Consider the following 19,167-nt stretch of genomic DNA (forward strand, 5'->3'; position numbering starts at 1 on the left):
TGGCTGTTAACTTCAGACTTCAAACTACAAACTCAAAACCTTTTGTCTACTACGCTCCCCGCCGTTTCCCGGCGAACTGAAATCCTTGCCGGTATTTCTACTTTTCTGGCAACGATGTACATTATTGTTGTCAATCCGGCTATTCTGAGTCAGGCCGGGCTACCGTTCAGTGGTGTATTGACCGCTACGGTGCTACTATCGTTTTTTTGCAGTCTGATGATGGGCTTATACGCCCGCAATCCGATTGTCGTAGCGCCGGGAATGGGGCTGAATGCCTTCTTCACCTTCACTGCCGTTAAAGGCATGGGCATACAGCCCGAAGTGGCCCTCGGCGCGGTGTTCTGGGCGGGTGTCTTATTTCTATTACTGTCTGTTCTGAACATCCGCTCGGCAATTGTCAAAGCAATTCCGCTGCCGTTACGTTATGCGGTTTCAGCAGGTATTGGGTTATTTATCACACTAATTGGTTTCGAAAACGCGAAGTTTATTATAGCGAATCCCGCTACATTGGTCAGCATTGCCCATTTTAATGACCCGATTGTACTAACGTTCATCTTCGGTTTACTGCTGACCAGCATCCTGGTGGTGCGCGATGTGCCGGGAGCCATTATTATTGGCATCATCCTGACAACGTTGGCTGCCTGGCCCATCGGTCGCTACTGGGGGGATGCAGAGGCTATTAATTTCGGGCAGAAAACGCTGGTCAATTTTCAGGGACTTTGGGCTGCGCCTGATTTCTCCTTGCTTGGTAAGCTAGACCTGATGGGTTCACTATCCTGGTCGCTCTGGCCGGTCATTTTTGCTTTTGCTTTCACGGATTTGTTCGATAGCCTGTCTACGTTTGTCGGTGTGGCCGAAGCGGGTGGTTTGCAGGATACAGATGGCAATCCACACAATCTGAATCGTTCCCTATTAACCGATGCTGTATCGACTACCTTAGCCGGTTTGTTGGGTACCAGTCCCGGTACGGCTTACATTGAATCGGCGGTGGGGATTGCGCAGGGTGGGCGAACAGGCCTGACAGCCATCGTAGCGGGTTGTTGCTTTCTGCCGTTTCTGTTTCTATCTCCCTTATTATCGGTCATTCCGGCCATTGCCACCGCTCCGGCTCTGGTGCTGGTTGGTGCGTTTATGATGAAGCCCATAACCCGCATCAATTGGGGTCAGTTAGACGATGCACTTCCGGCTTTTCTAGCTCTTGTTCTCATTCCGTTCAGTTATTCCATCACGCAGGGACTTATTTGGGGCTTTTTATCGTGGACAGTTATAAAAGTGGCCGTCGGCAAAAGTCGCGAAGTATCATTGGGGTTGTGGATTGTCGATGTGTTTTGCGTTCTGGCGCTAACGAGCGGGCATTGAGCAATAAACCCTTTTGTCCACAGAGCGGTCTGCGAAGCTACCAGTGGTGTCAGTTTCTTAAAACTGACAGCGATAGGTTTCTCAAAACCTACCGTGTCAGGCTTGATATTATAACTCGGTTTTGAGAAACCTCGCTTGTCAGTTTTAAGAAACTGACACCACAATAAGCATAATAATGGCCAACCAACTCTTTTAATCTGGCAGCTCAGGTAGCCTCACCGAACAAAAATGCCAGAGCAAGTTGAATGATGACTAACAGTTTTTACCAAAATACTCTAATGAAGAAAACAATTCTATTTCTCCTTTTTCTCTCCCATTTTACGTTTGCTCAGCGCTATAAACCCAAGAATATCACCGGTTTATTGGGTGCCTTTGGCGCTGAAGTAGCCTTAGTCAAAGAATCATTGAAAAAGCCCAAAACCGTTGTAGTCGATGGCGTTGCATTCACAACCGGGCGCATTGGAAACCAGAAAGTTGTTGTGGCCGAGACGGGCATCGGCAAAGTCAATGCCGCTATGACAACGGCGTTAATGCTCGATCATTTCCGCCCCCAGCGTATCTTGTTCACCGGCATTGCAGGCGGTACAAATCCGGATTTACAACCCGGCGACATTGTTATTTCGGGCCGAACAGCGCATCATGACTATGGCTCTATTACAGACAAAAACACACCGACGAAACAGACCCGAAACGCAATTACCAAAGAGTTTAATCCCGTTTACTTCCCCGCCGATTCAACGTTAATGCGGCTAGCCGAAACCGTTGTTAAAAACGTTCCACTAGAAGGTATTCCACTGGCATCGGGGGGCGTGTCAGACAGACCGGTTAAGGTGATGACGGGCACCGTCGTGACGGGCGATGTCTTTGTAGCGTCGGCCGAAAAAGGGAAAAGTCTCCGCGCTGATTTTGGAGCCGACGCAACTGAAATGGAAGGAGCCGCCATTGCGCAGGTTTGCTACCAGATTCAGGTGCCACTCCTGATTATTCGCAGCCTCAGCGACCGGGCCGATGCCGAAGCGCACATTGCCTACGACAAGTTTTACCCGACTGCCGCCCGCAATTCAGCCAAACTAGTTATTGCACTGGTGAAGGCCTTGTAGCCACCGCTCCCTCAGAAAGGTTACCTTTTGTTGGGAACAGACAACTTTTCATTCATATTTGAGTAGCATAGACCTTCGCCAAGCTCACGTATGAAATACATAGTCGTGTTACTCATAGTGGTTGCATTTCCCTCGGCTCTTTTCAGCCAGCCATTAAAGCCGGGGTTTGATAAAGCGGAATACATCGAACTGCTCAAGGTATCGGCCCAGTTTGGCGATTCGACCTATGTCAGTGCATTTCCTGTCCCTCAACGCTACAAACTTGCCTATCGATCTCCGGTTGTTGGACTGGATAACCGCTGGGATTTATGGACAGATAAGCAATCGGGAGCAGTGCTGAGCATTCGGGGAACAACCGCGAATAGTGTAAGCTGGCTGGGTAATTTTTATGCTGCGATGGTTCCAGCCAAAGGCGAGTTGCAACTCAACGCCACCGAAAAATTCCCCTATGAGCTGGCTTCCGACCCCAAAGCGGCCGTTCACGTGGGCTGGCTGGTGAGTATGGCTTATTTGAGTAAGGATATTCTGCCCAAACTAGATTCCTGCTACAAGGCTGGCATTAAAGATATACTGATTATGGGCCACAGTCAGGGGGGAGCCATTGCTTTCCTGCTAACCTCTTACCTTAAAAGCTTACAGAAGCAGACCAAGCTCCCCGCCGACATTCGGTTCAAAACCTATTGTAGTGCAGGGCCAAAACCGGGTAACCTGTATTATGCCTATGCCTACGAGGCCGACACACAAATTGGCTGGGCCTATAATGTTGTTAACTCCGCCGATTGGGTACCCGAAGTTCCATTCTCGATTCAAACGGTTAACGATGTAAACACAACAAATCCGTTCAGCGGTGCCCCGGCCATGATCAAAAAACAGAAGCTGCCGCAGCGCATCGTCCTCAAATATGTCTATAATCAACTGAGTAAGCCAGCACTCAAGGCGCAGAAAAATTACCAGAAATATTTAGGAAAGTTTGCGTCTAAAAGCGTAGTCAAGAACTTAAATAGCTATGTTCCATCTAGTTATTACAACAGTAGTGATTATGTCAGAACCGGCCCCACCATCGTTCTCCTGGCCGACAGCACGTATTTTCAAAACTATCCAGAGAGTAAGGAAAAGATCTTTACCCATCACTTCCATCCGCCTTATTTATACCTGGCGGAGAAGTTGCCTTAGAGGTGTAGCGACAACAATATGCCGCAGCCGCGGACGGTCGCGACGGCGAATCGTAAAAATCGTCACGACTTAGCGCTAGCTAAAAAATTTCAGACCCAATAACGTACAGTTAACAATAGATACCCATTCGTCTCACGCTAGGAGCGTTTTAAGCGACACATATATTATTTTTTTCGTTTGAGAATAGCCTGCGTACCCAGAATTAATTTACCCATGTTTGCTTTACTGTTAGCTAAGATCACGCAGCCATTACCCAACTCAGGAAAAGCCGAAATATGGGTGGTAAACCCAGGTGTACTGCCATTATGCTGAATATCCCGATAGGAGCCCGTAGTGCGTACACCCCATCCAAGGCCGATGTCGTTACGCGTGGGCTGATGCGTTAAGCGTATAGTCGGGTCTTTTTCCGTAATCTGGGCTTGGAGGTAGCGCATCATATCGGCTAAATCGGAGTGAAGATCGAACCGGCAACTCATTGGCCGATATACGCCCCCCTAAATTTGTTAATTCGATTCTGCAAGACAAAACAGGCAAGTTTTGGTTTGGCACAAGAGATCGTATGCTACGTATAGTAATTGACAGTTATTAAAGTAAGCCGTTCAATTAAACAGCCTATTTAAGGAGTAGATATTTTCAAGCTCCTTTGTCTCACAGAGGAGCCTTCTTCTGAGAATATAAGCACAGAGGTGATTTAGCCTAATTTTGCATACTGTTTGGGCTTTTGACCCAGATACTTCAAAAAGACCCGCGTAAAATGGCTCAGGTTTTCAAAGCCCAGTCGATACCCCGTTTCCGACACCGATAGTTTCGCTTCCCGCAGCAGTCGGGCCGCTTCTTGCATGCGCACTGTCTGATAATACGCGTAGAGGCTCAAGCCGAAAACCTGTCGAAACAATCGTCGCAGTTTACTCTCGCTCATGCCCGCCACCGAGGCTAGTTGAGGAATGCTTGGTGCCTGACGTAAATCCCTTGTCAACTCATCCCGTACCATAAATAGCCTCTTACCCTCATCCTCTCGAAGCGAATAAACCGCTTTGGTGTCGCGTTGTAACAACTCACTCATAAACTGATAGACCAACTCCTGGCCTTTGACGGTTACGTAAAAAGCGAACAGCGGGTCCGTCTCGGGACGGGCCAGCAGATCGGCGGCAATCTGTTGAACAGCCAGCGACCCCATCTCTTCGTAGAGATACGATTGACGACCACTCAGCAGGGCTTGCACCAGCGGTTTTTGGACTTGATGCCCCAGGAGTTGCCTTAGCAAGGTCACGTTGATGCCGACGATGATGGTGTAAATTGGCGTACCGGCGGGGAAGGAGACGGCTAAGTCCAGATCGCTCGAACTCACCTGCACGGCTGGGCGCATTGGAGTCGCGGGTGGAGTAGAGGGGCGCACCAGGTTGCGAAAACTAAACGTAATCATCGGCTGATCGCTCGGTTCGGCCCGACGACGCAGCTCAACATCCCGGCTAAGGATGTAGCGGTGCAACATGACAAACAGCAGCGGACTCAGCGCGAACCGCTGGATGGTACCCGTGCCCAAAGCAGGTGGAAATACCATTTCTATGTGGTCGGTGCTGGTCAAGTGACCATCTTCCGACAGCACATCAATCCGCCCGGCCGTTCCTGAGGAATCAATTACTAACTGCATCTGACTGAATACGACTATTTATTGGCTAAACGTAGGTATTTTCTCTAACCAATGAGCAAGACCTTTGTCAAGTTGAAACGGAACGACTAATGAAATGCGGTTCCTAAACACTACCACATGATACTTAAATGCTTTGAACTCCTCAATCTAGTCCTGTCGGCTTTAGTGGGCGGCATGTACTGGGGGCCTTATCTGGCGCTGAGCCGCTCGTTAAACACTTTTGAGCCGGAGACGTTTCTGACCATCACCCACCGGCTCAACCAGAACATGGCGGGCCTGATGACGTACCTGACCCCGCTGGGGCTACTCTCTACCCTGCCCACTCTGTACCTGTCGTTCGGTAGGCAACAGCCTACTTTCTGGCTCACATTGGCGGGCTTCATCTGCTTTCTGGCCGCGCTCCTCGTCACGGTATGGATCGAGGTACCTATTGTGATGCAGATTGTCAGCTGGGACCCCTCGGCCCTACCCGCTAATTGGACGCATCTGCGCGACCGGTGGGTGAACTTTCACTGGATTCGAGTAATGGGAGGACTCGTCGGGTTGGCATTCCTAACTGCCGGTGCCATTTTCTAATCAGCCAATACTTCATTAGCCCTTAATCACAACCCATTGAGGCAATTCCCGGCTGAAACTAAGCTAAACACGATGAAAACAATCTTAATCGCGATAGTATCGCTTGCTCTGTGGGCAACACCTGCTTACACACAAGGTGCACTAACGGTCAACGTAACCGGCTTTAAAAACGAGAAGGGCCAGTGTACGATCTGGCTCTTCAACTCAGCGGACGGATTTCCCTCCAACCACAAAAAGGCCCTGCGCTATGTAGAGGCACCAATCAATGGGCTAAGCAGTCTGGTTGTGTTCAATCAATTGCCCACCGGTCACTATGCCTTAGCCGTGGTGTACGACCAGAATGGTAACCATCAACTCAATTACAATCTGTTTCACATCCCTAAAGAGGCTTACGGAATCTCCAACGACGCCTGCGGGGGCTTGGATGGTCCGCCGACGTTTGAGCAAGACGTGGACTCTGACTGTTCATCCGATCAACTGGGAAGCGTTGCGGGATAAGTGGGTTTACTTCACGGTCGTACGAATGGCGACAGGCCTGGTGGCGTTTGCCTTATTGAGTGCTGCCTTTCTGCGAATTGTCAGGCCGACGCCCACTCTAGAATAAGAAAGGAGCTCGGCAACTGGACGCTAACCAGCGCTTATTTTGCCTGATACCAAGTAGTTTCACTGAAGCTAACTGCGTTCTGGTCCTCAGCAAACGGACGATCTTGGCCACCATTATGTTATAAGTGGAAAGTGTTTCTTCAAACGCCCCATTTATGGAGCAAATACATGAATGCTTCTTCGTCTCACATGGGAGTAATACATGATACAGATATATTCCGAAGATATCCTGCTTTGACTAAACATAGAGGCTATGGCTGTTGCAAAAGTCAGGACTCTCCCGTTTAATGATACACTTATAAAAATTTTCATTCTGGATGAAACTAAAACTCTGCCTGCTTGCAATTGGTGGCTTATTGAGTTCTCAAGCCCTGCTTGCTCAAGTCCAGTTGGGGGACAAAGCGGGAGTAAACTTAGCCACCCTTAAGTTTGATAACCCCACCTTAAACGCCACTCAGCAGGCTCGTACCGATTTTCAGGGAGGTTTTTTTTAGATGTGCCTATAACGTCTAGTTTCTCCTTGCAGCCTGCCTTACTGATTAGTACCAAAGGAACTCAGATCAATACGTTCGCTATCGATAGCAGCCGAAACCCGATTGCTACACCCATTACCAACTCGATTAAACTGCTCTATGTCGAGTTACCCGTACTCGCCCTGTTTCGCTTTGACGTCAGTTCATCCTTGCGCTTTTATGGGGGATTAGGGCCCTACCTGGGCGTGGGCTTAGGTGGCCGGATCAGCTCCAGCTATGTGCCTTTAGGCGAGCGCGAAATTGTATTCGGATCGGGGGGCGTGGGCAGTAATAGCTTTAGGCGATTTGATTATGGAGTAAGTGGTGCTGCGGGTATCGAATGGCATCGATTGATCATGGGGGTTACCTATGGCTATGGGCTAGCTGATTTGGGAAGCGCCCTGGCCAAATCGTATCATCGTCCGGTCGGTCTAAGTGTGGGTTTTTGGTTGAGTCGACGCTCTTCCAATGGGGGTTCAGAAACTCGTTGATTGACAGTTCATATCTGCTGTGTTTGGGCTGGTTTTACCTGTTCACACTTCTAAAACGGACCATCTGCTATCGATTTAGTGTACCTAGAAATCTACGGATATCTGCCCAGTCGGCGTACCACTGGGCAGATATTAAAACCAGCGTTCTATGAGAGGCTAGTTTTTACTATCTGTCCAACACGATCGGGAGCATAAGGAACAAAGTGAACGGGTTTAACTGGTCAAACCGTCTTAAAAGTAGAATAGCCCATAGACCTAAGACTTAGAAAATCACCAGGGCTGCCAAACAAACTAGATATAGTACTGTATTAGTGCTAGTCCCCGTGCGTAAATGATACTGACGATAACTGGTTATTCGACTGCTCTATTTTCAACTTGGTATTTCGTTGAAGAGCTACGACTATTACTCGACGCGGGCGATGGCATTGCCCCCACACTCTTACAGAAATCTCGCAAGATTGACCATATTTTCCTGTCCCACGCTGACCGCGACCACGTAACAGGACTGTTACGCTTGAATGAACTAAACGCCCGCGAGGGCTTTCCATCCGTTTATTATCCAACCGATGCGGTGTCTATTTCAGCCCTAGAAACCTTTTCAAAACAATTTGATGGGCGAGTCAAAAAAACGGTATGGCACCCGATGGGTGATCAGCAACACATTCAGCTTCGTAAAGACTTATTTGTGCAATCGGCCCGGAACAATCACGTACTCAACGCACAACCACATGAAGTAAAAAGCTTGGGCTATCAGATTTACCACACAAAAAATAAGCTTAAATCAGATTTCGTCGACCTGTCAGGGGAAGCGTTGCGGCAGTTAGCGGAGAAGTTTGGGCGGGAAACTCTTACGGATGAAGTCAGGACAAACTTACTAGCGTATTCAGGCGACACACCCGCCGAAAACTTTGATCAGTGGAATAACACGCAGATCTTGATCCACGAAGCGACCTTCCTGACCCGTGCCGAATTTTCTACATTAGAAACGAACCGGAATCAACACAGCACGCTGGAAGATGTTTTGGCGGCTGTTGCTGATCTTAACATTAAAACGCTGATTCTGGGTCATTTCTCGTCGCGGTATTCTGCGGAAAAAATAGACGAGGCCATTCGTCGTTTCTGCACCGCCTTTCACGTAACCATTCCGGTTCATCGGCTTCTACCGGGTCAAACGCATTGGGATATTTTACGAAGCGATCCGATTAACTAAATGGGCTAATTATTGGGCCATTGTAGCCATACTGACCGATGGCTAATTGATAAAAAAGCCACGCTCCCCGGTTGGGCCAGGCCGTGAAGCGGTCACGGATCGATAATCAGCGATTAGCATCTCGCGGAATGGAGCGTTTTTGTGTGACGCTGTTTAATAACTGTCCAACGCCATCAGTATCATACGGAGATTCTTTTTTAGTTAACCTTACAAAACTTGAGGTGATCTACAATTGCGTTATGATATGTGCCTGATAATTAATTATCTAGTGAAGTTCTATATCCATTCGTCGTAGCAGGCCGTCTTGGATTGTGTAAATGTGCTTAACTACTCCGTCAAATAACGTATTGCCTTGTAAGTCTTTTACAAGTTGATGGACGTTAACTTCCAATGTGCCATTCGGTCTTTCAATAATGTTGACTGGATCGACAGTAGGATTAATTTCGGACCATTGACGTGTCCAATAGTTGCGTATTTCTTCGTGGCCACTCACGTAACCACCTTCAAATGCTTTTGGCCATTCCACATTTGAGTGAAATGTAGAAAGCGCTCTGTCGATATCTCTCGAGTTAAAAGCCGAATAGGCTTTTTTGATTAAGGCATGAATGTGCTTATCCAATTTGTTTGCTTTTAGAGTTACTAATCAAAAAGGTTAGCTATGGAGGTCTGAACTAACCCCATAGTGTCGGCGCTATAACTTTGACACAGCATAAGTAGAAGAAGCCCCGCTACCCTAGCGTTACTCCTATTTGCATACGTTCTAGCTACAAATTAACTAGCCAATTCCCTTGAAAAATGCCCTGATATCCCTTGCCAATAAATGGGGCTGTTCCATGGCAGCAAAATGGCCGCCGGTATTCATTTCTGTCCAACGCTGAATGTTATATCCTTTTTCGATGTAAGCGCGGGGTGGTGTGGGTAGTTCTTTTGGAAATTTCGCAAATGCGACGGGTACCCGCACAAAATCGTGCTCACGAAATAGTAGAGGACGTTTACTGTTTTCGTTGTACATGCGTATCGAGGAGTGTATCGTTTGGGTAACCCAGTACAACGTAACATTGGCCAGTAAGTCGTCTTTGGCGAATACGGTTTCGAGATTTCCCTGATGGTCACTCCAGCCATAGAATTTCTCGACGATCCACGCGCACAACCCAGTCGGCGAATCATTCAGACCATAGGCCAACGTGAGCGGTTTAGAGCTATGCTGTTGCGCATACGCCCCCTCCCGAGCCGACCAGTCACTGGCCGATCGTTGAAATGCCTTTACGTCTTCGGGCATCGACTCGTTTTCGTGCAGAAAGGGCTTATACGAGCCAGGAATATAATTTAGGTGTAGACCTATCACGCTCTCGGGGTGTTTCAAGGCCAGCCAGGTACTGATCCCAGCACCAATATCACCCCCCTGTGCTCCATACGTTTTGTAGCCCAGTTCGCTCATTAATTTGTGCCATACCTCTGCCACAAAGGCACTGTCACAACCGGGCTGTGAACAGGTGCCAGAAAACCCAAACCCGACGACCGATGGAATAACGACATCAAATGATAGGTCGTCAGCCTGGGTTAGAAGCGGAATGAGCTTCATCATTTCTAGGAATAAACCCGGCCATCCATGCGTGATGAGCAAGGGAATGGTCTGCTTTCCCTTCCCTTTTATGTGCAAAAAATGAATGCGGACGCTATCAATTACGGCTATAAAATTCGGGTAGGCGTTTATTTCGTCTTCTACCTTGCGCCAATCAAAATCAGTTGCCCAATAGGCGGCTAACTCCTTCAAGTAGGCGAGGTTGGTGCCATAACTCCACCCCGAATCCACTAGCTCATCAGGCCAACGGGTAGCGCTTATCTTGCCCCTTAAATCATCCAGGATTTCTTGAGGTACGTTAACACGGAAAGGCTCTATCACGCTGAATTTCTTGGAAAAACGATTAGTTTTTACTCGTTACGGCTGCCCAAAGTCGCTTAATTTTGGGCTGCCGGACGAATGACAATATCACCAACTTCCACATCCTTCGGCTGACTGATGGCATAAATCACCGCGTTGGCAACTGCCTGAGGACTGATCGCAAGCTGATCCATGTTTTTCATAATGGTCGCCTTCATTTGCTGATCTTTGATGTTGTCGGCAAAGCCTGTCTTGACAAATCCGGGGGAAATACCGGTAATCCGGATTGTCCCATCCGACTCCTGCCTAAAAGCCTCGGCTAACGTCCGGACAGCATTTTTGGTGGCGGCATAGACCCCCTGCGTCGGCACGATTTTTATGCCCGAGGTAGAAATAATATTGACGATGTGCCCTTCCTGTTGTTTTTTGAAAACGGGAATAGCCGCTGCCATGCCATACAGGACGGCTTTGAGGTTGATGTCGATCATATCATTCCAGCCGTCGATATCCAGTTCATCAATCCGGCTAAGCTGACTAACCCCCGCATTGTTGATGAGAACGTCCAATCGGCCAAAGGAGTCAACTGCTTTATTGACCAGTTGAACCAGCTCTTCTTTGTTCCTGACATCTAGTTTTACAAACTCGGCGTTGCCGCCTTCCTGCCTGATCTCGTCCACAATTGTCTCCAGCTGCTCGGTTCTACGGGCACCTAACACAACGTTGACGCCGAGTCTAGCTAATTCAACTGCTGTGGCTTTTCCAATCCCGCTGCTTGCGCCGGTAATGGCCACTACCTTTCCCTTTAGTTCGTTTTTCATGTTGATTGTTTTTAGTCGGCAATTTTTTCGAGACGGGGTTCACTATTTGCCTGCCGCACCTAGTTGACCCAGAAAGGTTCTGTTGTCAGTCTGCACCCATTCTTCGACCAGTCGTCCCTGATCGTCAAAGCGGAACAGGTTGATCAGATCGAAGACCACCCGCTGCCCATTTGGTGGCAACGGACCGGCGGGTGATTGTGTGAATTCATTCACAAACGTTCCTTCAATCCAGGTTTGACAGGCTACATGGTTTCCCTCAACGACAATCATCCCCCGTTTAATAGAGCGGTCAGCAAAGGCAGCCCGGATCGATTTAAAATAGTTGGTGAGCCCGGCGTAATCAGACTCAAAACCGCCGGGGCCATGAAACCTAAAATTCTCCACGTCAAAGTACGCGTCAATGTCCGCCTGTTCGGCACCCAGTACTTCGAGCTCTCCGGCTTTGATCAGCCGGCTAATCAGCTCTTCACGACTTAATTGATTTTCCATAATGACCAGGTAACGTTGATGTATTGATTGAACTAAGTATTGGTGCTTGTAGCCAGATAAATTACCCATCTGTTGCCGCATCAGTTAAACGACTTCCTGAATTCAAGGGGCGTGAGGGCCGTCTTACGTTTAAATAGCTTACTGAAGGATTGTGGGTATTCGAAGCCTACCTGATACGCAATTTCATTGACGGTTAAGTCAGTCGTTGATAGCTTTTCTTTTGCCAAATCAATAAGTTTAGCATGAATGTGCTGCTGTGTATTTTGACCGGTAAGCACGTTCAATACACTGCTCAAATAATTTCGGGATACGTTTAGCCGTTGCGCTACATACTCTGGCGTAGGTAGCCCATGCTCAATTAGTTCCTTACTCGTGAAGTACTCGGAAAGGAGCGCTTCTACATGCTCCAGAAGGGTGTGGTTCGATTTTTTGCGCGTAATAAACTGGCGTTGATAAAACCGTTTGGCGTAGTTTAGTAATGTTTCGATTTGGGAAATGATAATATCCTGCGTGAACTTGTCGATGTTGGAACGGTATTCCTGCTGAACATTCCTGACAATAGTGTTAATTATGGCCTTTTCTTTTTCAGACAGAAACAAGGCCTCGTTGGCCGAATAATCGAAGAAATCGTACTTCCTTATTTTTGTAGCCAGCGTTGTCTCCCATAAAAAATCAGGATGAATCAGTAAGATCCAGCCAGATGGACTGATCGGCTCCCTGCCCTTCTCAATGGTAAAAACCTGATTGGGCGCCATAAAAAACATAGCCCCTTCGTCAAAATCATGCGGTTGCTGGCCGTACTTAAATTTGGCATCCGCCGTTTTTCCAATCGAAGAAACAGAATAAAATTCCCAGATAAATTGGTAGGACGCTTCCTTCAGTGGTTGCGTGTCTGCATCCAGATCAATCAGACTGATCTGCGGATGCTCGGGTTTGGGCAACCCCCGAAGCTGATGGAACTCGCTGATTGTTCTAACCCTGCATGGCTTGATGTTTCCCATTTTTGAACATGTTAGTTGTGATCGGCATAGACCGCGGCAAACTCCCTGGCGAAATCAACCATCTTGACCGTTCCCAGCTTTTCGGGTCTGTTCAGGAAATAGTCTTTATGGACCAAACCGCTATGAATACCCGCATTCATCTCGACCAACGCTTTGGCAATTTGCTTAGGCATCCCAAAGCGTTCCGCACCGGTCTGCATCTGTTTATCAGAAATAGTTACCCATTTTAAATACGGCTTACCGATTGCCTCACCGATAATGGTGGCTACCTGATCGCAGGTCATCTCATCGCTGGCTACATACCGTACGTTTCTGCCGCGAAAAGGCTTGATCAGCTCTTCCGCAACCACATCGGCAATATCAAGTGGCGAGACCCACACGGTTTTATCAGCTCCGCCGTAGTTTGCCATCAGAATGCCCGTCTGACCCCTCAACAGAGGCAGTAGTCCGTAGTAACGGAAGGCCAGCAGGTGCGCCAGAAAGCCCCTGCCCTTAATCAAGGGTATGTTCTGAAATAGGTTATTGTAGAAACCGGCAGGACGAATGTGTGTTATGGAAACATCGTCCGGTAACTGTCTCAGAATGGTCTCCGCATGGTAGTGAACAGCCAGCAGCCCCGTACCTACGTCTGTATGGGCACCCATACTGCTTAAGTGTACAATGCGTTTAACGCCAGCTTGCTGGATAGCCTGTTTATAGTTGTTGACGACTTTAGAAATTGCCTCGATGATGTTAAGCTGTTTATCGAGATACCGCTCCGTCTCAAAAGCCTCCATCACATAAACAGCATCGGCCCCCTTGAAGGTCTTTGCCAGAAAGTCGGCATCTTCCATGGTGCCAATAGCTGCTGTTGCGCCAATGGCTTCAATCTCTTTTCGTCTCTCACTTTTGCTGCTAACTACCGTAACAGCATGCCCTTGTTGTACCAATCGGCAAGCGAGCGGCCTGCTGACGTTGCCTAATGAGCCGGTTATACTAATCTTCATACAATTTGAGTTTGTCATCGCAAAACTCAGAAAGTATGAACCCAGAAAAGTAGCCAAAACACAGTATGTTGTGCCGAAAAGAAAGACAGCAGCCAGACTGGGCGTGTCAATGCGTTTTGCTGAGGTCACTGGTTTTATACGCTGCACCATGATTTAACAGTTTATTATAGAGTAGCTAGCCAGACCTATACAATGCGCTGGCGTTGCTGCAAACACATCCATTCGCGCTTTCGCCTACGTTCGAGTGGAAGTAAAGGCGATAGTAGCCTCAAACGAAACAATTTACCCGGTCAATCCAGTCATGTACAAAGCACTGCAAGAAGCTGTCAATGCCATTATGCCCATGACGGACGCCGATTTTGTCCTGCTGGACGCCATGACATCGACCTTTTCCGTACTTAAAGGGCAAACACTGATGGAGCCCGGCCGGGTGTGTACTGACATTTACTTCCTGACCCACGGCGTCTTTCGCATGTACTACGTTGATCCCGACGGCCGGGAGATCAATTACCGATTTGCCCTTGAGAACAACTTCATGGTCGACTTTCAGAGCTTTCTGAGTCGCAAACCATCCCATTACTACTGGCAGGCGATGGAAAATGCCCGGGGATTCGCCTTCAGCTACAATGATGTGCAAGAAGCCTATCGACAATCGCGTAACTGGGAACGCTTTGGTCGACTGATGGCCGAGCAGGTCTACCAGCAGGTCAACGAGCGCATCGAACTCCTCCAGTTTTTAACGCCCGAGCAGCGGTACCTGCACGTGGTGGCTACGCAACCGGCCCTGGTCAACCAAATCTCCCAGTTTCATCTGTCCTCTTACCTGGGCGTTACGCCAGAATCCCTGAGTCGAATCCGCAAGCGGCTCAGTCAACACTAACAACCTTTCTTACCTAACGTCAACGATTTGGGCGTTTGTGGAGGTCGACCTTTGTGCCAGATAAACACAAACAAATGACGACCACAACACGAAAAACGGCGCTCATCACCGGCGCATCAGGCGGAATCGGCTATGAACTGGCGACCCTGTTCGCCCGGGATGGAACTGATCTGATCCTGAACCGACTGCTCGCCATTAGCACCGGGCTGACGCCCTCCCGCCGGTTATTACTGGCGATCTCCACGTTCGTTATGCGCCAGCAATAGGCAGGCACTACCCCGACAAAATTGGCTTTACGGATAGCCCAATCCATACACATTCATTTTTCACATTTTCTTCGATTTATCAATGATCAAATTCACGATTCTCCTGCGCAAACGCGCCGACTTAAGTCACGACGAGTTTGTCACCTATCACAAGACCAAACACGCGCCCTTGTTCATTTCCCTGCCTGAAGTACAGCAGCATGTGCGTCGTTATGTGCAGTGCCACTCCTTACCGATTGCGTTGCCGGGGATGCCACCCCAGGCGTACGACGGCATAACCGAGTTATGGTTCGACAATGAAGATGCCATGGGGCAGGTGTTCCTATCCGAGCGGTATCTGGCTCTGGTACGGCCTGATGAAGCGAAGTTTCTGGACATGGCAGGCTGTGGTTTCCTGGTATGTTCCGAAAATGCGGTCTTATAACGGAACGACGTACCCAGGTACGTTGTCATCTATCCTCCTACTAGGCTAACTACTGCCATGCCTGACCTGTCTCTCCGCCGAAGATCATCTTTTTCAGGCCCGGCGTAAAAAACAGGCTCGGTCGGGAAACGGCTTCTAAAGCCGCCAGTTGATCCGCTGTGAACCGGATTGTGAGTGCCGCCAGATTGTCCCGTAACTGATCCATCTGGCGGGCACCCATGATCGGTGCGGTCACGCCGGGTTGCGCCAGAAGCCAGGCCAGGGCCACGGAAGCCAGCGGGGCATTCTGCTGTCCGGCCATGGTACGAAGCACGTCCAGAATTTGCCAGTTCCGGTCGGTGAATTTCGACGTACCGAACGGATTAGAGCCGCTCAGTCGTCCCTGCCCGCTGGCACCGGCATTGGTCCGCTGGTACTTGCCCGCCAGAAAACCAGCTGCCAGTGGACTCCAGGGCGACAGGCTCAGTCCGCCGTCGCGACCGGCGGCAATATGTTCCTGCTCCACCATGCGCTCCACCAGCGAGTACTCCATCTGCATGGCAATGGGGCCAGGTACGTGATGAACGGTGGCCAGCGTTGCCGCTTTAGCCGTGTACCAGGCAGGCATGTCTGAGAAGCCGAAGTACCGAATCTTACCCGCCTGCACCAGGGCGCCCAACGTTTGCAACACTTCTTCCACGGGCGTCACCATATCCCAGACGTGCAGCCAGTAGAGGTCTACATAGTCGGTCTTGAGCCGACGCAGAGAACTCTCGAGGGCGTTATGAATATGCTTGCGCCCGTTGCCCCCGGCGTGTGGGTTGCCCGGTTGCGTGTTGAAGCCAAATTTGGTCGCCAGCACCACCTGGTCGCGTACCCCTCGATCGACTATGTACTGACCGACGAGTTCTTCACTGCGGCCACCGGAGTAGGCGTCGGCGGTGTCGATCAAGTTACCCCCGGCATCGATGTACTGATTAAAGATCTGTTGGGAGGTATCATCCGGCGAGCCCCAGGCCGTGTTACCAAAGGTCATAGTGCCCAGGGCTAAGGGGCTCACCACCAGGCCGGAGCGGCCCAGTGTACGATAGTCATTGAGTGTCATTGTATGTGTTGTTTGTCGTTTAAAAAGGGTTACTAAAACGCTATTGCGCCGAGAAACGAAAGGCCACCGGACTGAGACCCGTTTTGCTTTTGAACAGTCGGCTGAAATACTGCGGGTATTCAAAGCCAAGCTGGAAGGCCGTCTCATTGACCGAGAGGGACGTTGTCAGCAGCAGTCGTTTCGCCTTCTCGATCAGGGCATTGTGAATGTGCTGCTGGGTGTTCTGACCAGTCAGTACCCTAAGCAGATCACTCAGGTAGGCCGGAGACACGTTCAGTTGATCGGCGAAAAACTGAACCGTTGGCAAAGGCTGGTCAGCCTCCCGCGCGAAATAGTCTCTCAGCGCGGTCTCGAACCGGCTCAAGACCGATCCTTCGTCGCGGTCGTGTTCCACGGAGCGTCGGGTAACAAACTGCCGGGTATAAAAACGGTCGGCGTAGGTCAACAGCAATTCGACCTGCCCTACCAGTACGTCCTGACTGAACGCGTCGATCGGTCGTTCGCACTCTGCCCGCAAGTTGTCGAGCAATCGGCTAAGCTGAACTTCTTCCTGTTCCGACAGATGAAGCGCTTCATGCACGGCATACGAGAAAAAGCCGTAGCTGCCAATTCGTTTGCCTACGGGGTATTTCCGCAGCAAGTCCGGGTGGAACACCAGCATCCAGCCCGTCACCTGGGTCGTATCTAATGACGGATCGACCGCGAATACCTGGCCGGGCGCTGAAAAACCCATGACCCCATCACTAAAATCGTAGGGCCGATGACCGTAGTACAGCAGTCCATTCAAGTTTCGTTTCAGAAAAATCGTGTAGAGTTGGAGCGCTACTGGTTTGTGTACCACCTTGCCGCCAAGGGCCACCGCCTGTTTATTAGCGGCTCCCAGATCAATCAGCGTCAGCAACGGATGCGCGGGGGCGGGCAGGTCGTAGAACCGGGTGTATTCCGTGACGGTATGCAGCGTCTGGATATCGGTGGTCGTGTGTTTCATCGGTATATAAACCATTGGGTAAGATCCGTTTCGGGCTGTTAATGCGCTCGGATGGGTTCATTAAACAGCCCAAAACGGTGTTTTTTTAGCTAAAAACCGGGTAAGCGGAGCCCGCTACGCTGCCCACCGGCAGAATAGCATCGAGTTCGTCGAGTTCCGAAGGGCTTAATGTGATGGCAGCAGCGGCTACATTGGCTTCCAGGTACGTTCGCCGTTTCGTTCCGGGGATAGCTACTACGTGTTGAGCGAGTACCCAGGCCAGGGCCAGTTGCGACGCCGAAACGCCTTTCGTTACGGCCATTGACTCCAGCTTGGTAACTAACTCCAGGTTCTTGTAAAAGTTGTCGCCCTGGTAGCGGGGAAACATCCGGCGTGAATCAGTCGGCTCGAAATCATCCGGCGATTTAATCGCCCCCGACAGAAAACCCCGTCCCAGGGGCGAGTAACCCACAAAGCCGATACCCAGTTCCCGCGTTGTTGCCAGCACACCCGTTACCTCTACTTCCCGGTCGAACAGCGAATACTCACTTTCGATGGCTGTGATGGGGTGAACCGCATGCGCCCGTCGGATGATGTCGGAGGGCACTTCAGACAGACCCAGATACCGGACTTTTCCTTCCTGAACCAGATCCGCCATAGCACCAACAGTCTCTTCAATCGGCGTATTAGGGTCCAGTCGGTGCAGGTAATAGAGGTCGATGTAGTCCGTTTTGAGGTTTCTCAATGAGCGCTCAATCGACTTCCGGACGTACGCCGGCTGGCCATTAAAGGCGTAGGTAATGGCACCGGCAGCGTCGACTTCGAAACCGAATTTGGTGGCGATCGTAATCTGGTCGCGTTTTCCCGCCAGGGCTTTGCCGACTAACTGTTCGTTGGTAAAGGGGCCGTATACATCCGCCGTATCGAGCATGGTAACTCCGAGTTCGATTGCCAGGTGAATGGTGGCGATGCTTTCGCGTTCGTCGGGCGTACCGTATATCGTGCCGCCGGGAAAATCGCTCATACCCATACAGCCCAATCCCTGCACCGAAACCTGCAGTCCCTGACTGCCTAGCGCTACTGTTTTCAACGTGTTCATATCGTCTTGTAGTTTAATCAATTAATTACGATACAAAGGTCAGCCTTTGACCCTCCTGGCAGCTACACGAAATGCGGTTTCTGCAATACAAAACGCGGTACCTTTACTGAGAACGGCCAGAACAGACAAGGGTAAATCGCTTTCAGTCAGTAAGGCCGATGCTAACTCACACTTGTGTAGTAATGTCTTCTCTGGATACGTCAAATGCTTCTGACGGGTGAAGGCGACGCAGCCAGAGTAGGCTTGTCAACAACAGGAGCAGAATCATGGCCGGTATCCCACCCATCAGACCGCCCGGAATCAAAAAGGCATGCATACCTATTGCACCGATCATGATAATGGAGAGGCCTATAGCAGCAAAGCGGGTGAGCATTGGTACTAGTAAACCAATGCTCCCGAGGAGTTCAGCGCCCCCAATAACGTAGGCTAACCAGCCAGGAAGCCCCAACGTAGTAAACAGCCTGACTGCACCGGGCAAGTCGCTCAGTGTTCTGATGCTGGAAGCCAAAAAAACGAGACAGAGCAGTAGCCGGAGGATCCAGGCTACAAGATTGCGAATGGAAACGGACATGTGTTTTGCGTGATAAAATGAGTTG

General features: G+C 49.8%; 24 protein-coding genes. 12 read left to right on the top strand and 12 right to left on the bottom strand.

Features of this window, described 5'->3' with window-relative positions; translation table 11 throughout:
• Positions 1 to 42: 42 nt before the first annotated feature.
• The 3 genes from EXU85_RS28530 (at position 43) to EXU85_RS28540 (ending at position 3,632) form a co-directional block, all read left to right on the top strand.
• Positions 43 to 1,359 (top strand): NCS2 family permease, encoded by a 1,317-nt coding sequence (locus EXU85_RS28530; RefSeq protein WP_142775347.1) that lies wholly within the window; start codon positions 43 to 45, stop codon positions 1,357 to 1,359.
• 278 nt (positions 1,360 to 1,637) lie between these two features.
• The gene (locus EXU85_RS28535) at positions 1,638 to 2,459 is read left to right on the top strand and encodes a 5'-methylthioadenosine/adenosylhomocysteine nucleosidase (protein ID WP_142775348.1); all 822 of its coding nucleotides are present in this window, start codon (positions 1,638 to 1,640) and stop codon (positions 2,457 to 2,459) included.
• A 90-nt stretch (positions 2,460 to 2,549) separates the two neighbouring features.
• Complete coding sequence (locus EXU85_RS28540) at positions 2,550 to 3,632, top strand: lipase family protein (protein WP_142775349.1); 1,083 nt, start codon at positions 2,550 to 2,552, stop codon at positions 3,630 to 3,632.
• A 164-nt stretch (positions 3,633 to 3,796) separates the two neighbouring features.
• Here EXU85_RS28540 and EXU85_RS28545 read toward each other — a convergent pair whose 3' ends face one another.
• Positions 3,797 to 4,069 carry a hypothetical protein gene (locus tag EXU85_RS28545; protein ID WP_142775350.1) on the bottom strand — a complete coding sequence of 91 codons (273 nt, stop codon included), beginning with the start codon at positions 4,067 to 4,069 and terminating at the stop codon, positions 3,797 to 3,799.
• 38 nt (positions 4,070 to 4,107) lie between these two features.
• Between EXU85_RS28545 and EXU85_RS28550 the strand changes: the two genes are divergently transcribed.
• Positions 4,108 to 4,221 carry a two-component regulator propeller domain-containing protein gene (locus EXU85_RS28550; protein WP_142775351.1) on the top strand — a complete coding sequence of 38 codons (114 nt, stop codon included), beginning with the start codon at positions 4,108 to 4,110 and terminating at the stop codon, positions 4,219 to 4,221.
• A gap of 102 nt (positions 4,222 to 4,323) precedes the next feature.
• Here the strand turns inward: EXU85_RS28550 and EXU85_RS28555 are convergent, their stop codons facing one another.
• The gene (locus EXU85_RS28555) at positions 4,324 to 5,283 is read right to left on the bottom strand and encodes a helix-turn-helix transcriptional regulator (RefSeq protein ID WP_142775352.1); all 960 of its coding nucleotides are present in this window, start codon (positions 5,281 to 5,283) and stop codon (positions 4,324 to 4,326) included.
• Between the two features lie 117 nt (positions 5,284 to 5,400).
• On the opposite strand from EXU85_RS28555, the gene EXU85_RS28560 reads away from it, so the two are divergent.
• The 5 genes from EXU85_RS28560 to EXU85_RS28575 all read left to right on the top strand — a co-directional run bounded on the left by EXU85_RS28560 (position 5,401) and on the right by EXU85_RS28575 (position 8,675).
• Positions 5,401 to 5,859 (top strand): anthrone oxygenase family protein, encoded by a 459-nt coding sequence (locus tag EXU85_RS28560; protein WP_142775353.1) that lies wholly within the window; start codon positions 5,401 to 5,403, stop codon positions 5,857 to 5,859.
• A 72-nt stretch (positions 5,860 to 5,931) separates the two neighbouring features.
• Positions 5,932 to 6,357 carry a DUF2141 domain-containing protein gene (locus EXU85_RS28565; RefSeq protein ID WP_142775354.1) on the top strand — a complete coding sequence of 142 codons (426 nt, stop codon included), beginning with the start codon at positions 5,932 to 5,934 and terminating at the stop codon, positions 6,355 to 6,357.
• Positions 6,358 to 6,779: 422 nt separating this feature from the next.
• A complete protein-coding gene (locus EXU85_RS35525) occupies positions 6,780 to 6,956 on the top strand; it encodes a hypothetical protein (RefSeq protein ID WP_168207879.1) in 177 nt (58 codons plus the stop codon).
• A gap of 26 nt (positions 6,957 to 6,982) precedes the next feature.
• Positions 6,983 to 7,465, top strand: a complete 483-nt coding sequence (locus EXU85_RS28570; RefSeq protein WP_246859281.1) for an outer membrane beta-barrel protein — start codon at positions 6,983 to 6,985, stop codon at positions 7,463 to 7,465.
• Positions 7,466 to 7,796: 331 nt separating this feature from the next.
• Positions 7,797 to 8,675 (top strand): MBL fold metallo-hydrolase, encoded by an 879-nt coding sequence (locus EXU85_RS28575; protein WP_142775356.1) that lies wholly within the window; start codon positions 7,797 to 7,799, stop codon positions 8,673 to 8,675.
• 265 nt (positions 8,676 to 8,940) lie between these two features.
• Here the strand turns inward: EXU85_RS28575 and EXU85_RS28580 are convergent, their stop codons facing one another.
• The 6 genes from EXU85_RS28580 to EXU85_RS28605 form a co-directional block, all read right to left on the bottom strand.
• A complete protein-coding gene (locus EXU85_RS28580) occupies positions 8,941 to 9,294 on the bottom strand; it encodes a nuclear transport factor 2 family protein (RefSeq protein ID WP_142775357.1) in 354 nt (117 codons plus the stop codon).
• 156 nt (positions 9,295 to 9,450) lie between these two features.
• Positions 9,451 to 10,578: an epoxide hydrolase family protein gene (locus EXU85_RS28585; RefSeq protein ID WP_142775358.1), complete on the bottom strand. Its 1,128-nt coding sequence runs from the start codon at positions 10,576 to 10,578 to the stop codon at positions 9,451 to 9,453.
• 56 nt (positions 10,579 to 10,634) lie between these two features.
• Positions 10,635 to 11,375: an SDR family oxidoreductase gene (locus EXU85_RS28590; RefSeq protein ID WP_142775359.1), complete on the bottom strand. Its 741-nt coding sequence runs from the start codon at positions 11,373 to 11,375 to the stop codon at positions 10,635 to 10,637.
• 42 nt (positions 11,376 to 11,417) lie between these two features.
• On the bottom strand, positions 11,418 to 11,864 hold the full coding sequence (locus tag EXU85_RS28595) for an ester cyclase (protein ID WP_142775360.1): 447 nt from the start codon (positions 11,862 to 11,864) through the stop codon (positions 11,418 to 11,420).
• An 80-nt stretch (positions 11,865 to 11,944) separates the two neighbouring features.
• Positions 11,945 to 12,865, bottom strand: coding sequence for an AraC family transcriptional regulator (locus EXU85_RS28600; protein WP_142775361.1), 921 nt, complete (start codon positions 12,863 to 12,865; stop codon positions 11,945 to 11,947).
• 11 nt (positions 12,866 to 12,876) lie between these two features.
• A complete protein-coding gene (locus tag EXU85_RS28605; RefSeq protein WP_142775362.1) occupies positions 12,877 to 13,851 on the bottom strand; it encodes an NAD(P)H-binding protein in 975 nt (324 codons plus the stop codon).
• Positions 13,852 to 14,152: 301 nt separating this feature from the next.
• Here EXU85_RS28605 and EXU85_RS28610 point away from each other — a divergent pair, with 301 nt between their 5' ends.
• The 3 genes from EXU85_RS28610 (at position 14,153) to EXU85_RS28620 (ending at position 15,421) form a co-directional block, all read left to right on the top strand.
• Positions 14,153 to 14,731 carry a Crp/Fnr family transcriptional regulator gene (locus EXU85_RS28610; protein ID WP_142775363.1) on the top strand — a complete coding sequence of 193 codons (579 nt, stop codon included), beginning with the start codon at positions 14,153 to 14,155 and terminating at the stop codon, positions 14,729 to 14,731.
• A 74-nt stretch (positions 14,732 to 14,805) separates the two neighbouring features.
• Entirely contained in the window at positions 14,806 to 14,997 is a 192-nt protein-coding gene (locus EXU85_RS35885; RefSeq protein ID WP_246859282.1) for a hypothetical protein, read from the top strand.
• Positions 14,998 to 15,079: 82 nt separating this feature from the next.
• Positions 15,080 to 15,421, top strand: a complete 342-nt coding sequence (locus EXU85_RS28620; RefSeq protein ID WP_142775364.1) for an EthD domain-containing protein — start codon at positions 15,080 to 15,082, stop codon at positions 15,419 to 15,421.
• Between the two features lie 49 nt (positions 15,422 to 15,470).
• Here the strand turns inward: EXU85_RS28620 and EXU85_RS28625 are convergent, their stop codons facing one another.
• From EXU85_RS28625 to EXU85_RS28640, 4 genes are all read right to left on the bottom strand, one after another.
• The gene (locus EXU85_RS28625) at positions 15,471 to 16,460 is read right to left on the bottom strand and encodes an aldo/keto reductase (RefSeq protein WP_210422415.1); all 990 of its coding nucleotides are present in this window, start codon (positions 16,458 to 16,460) and stop codon (positions 15,471 to 15,473) included.
• Between the two features lie 85 nt (positions 16,461 to 16,545).
• Positions 16,546 to 17,493, bottom strand: a complete 948-nt coding sequence (locus EXU85_RS28630; protein ID WP_142775365.1) for an AraC family transcriptional regulator — start codon at positions 17,491 to 17,493, stop codon at positions 16,546 to 16,548.
• Positions 17,494 to 17,578: 85 nt separating this feature from the next.
• Positions 17,579 to 18,571, bottom strand: coding sequence for an aldo/keto reductase (locus EXU85_RS28635; RefSeq protein WP_142775366.1), 993 nt, complete (start codon positions 18,569 to 18,571; stop codon positions 17,579 to 17,581).
• Between the two features lie 166 nt (positions 18,572 to 18,737).
• The gene (locus tag EXU85_RS28640) at positions 18,738 to 19,142 is read right to left on the bottom strand and encodes a DoxX family protein (RefSeq protein ID WP_142775367.1); all 405 of its coding nucleotides are present in this window, start codon (positions 19,140 to 19,142) and stop codon (positions 18,738 to 18,740) included.
• Between the last annotated feature and the right edge of the window lie 25 nt (positions 19,143 to 19,167).

This window comes from Spirosoma sp. KCTC 42546, assembly GCF_006965485.1.
In the GTDB taxonomy this organism is placed as follows: domain Bacteria; phylum Bacteroidota; class Bacteroidia; order Cytophagales; family Spirosomataceae; genus Spirosoma.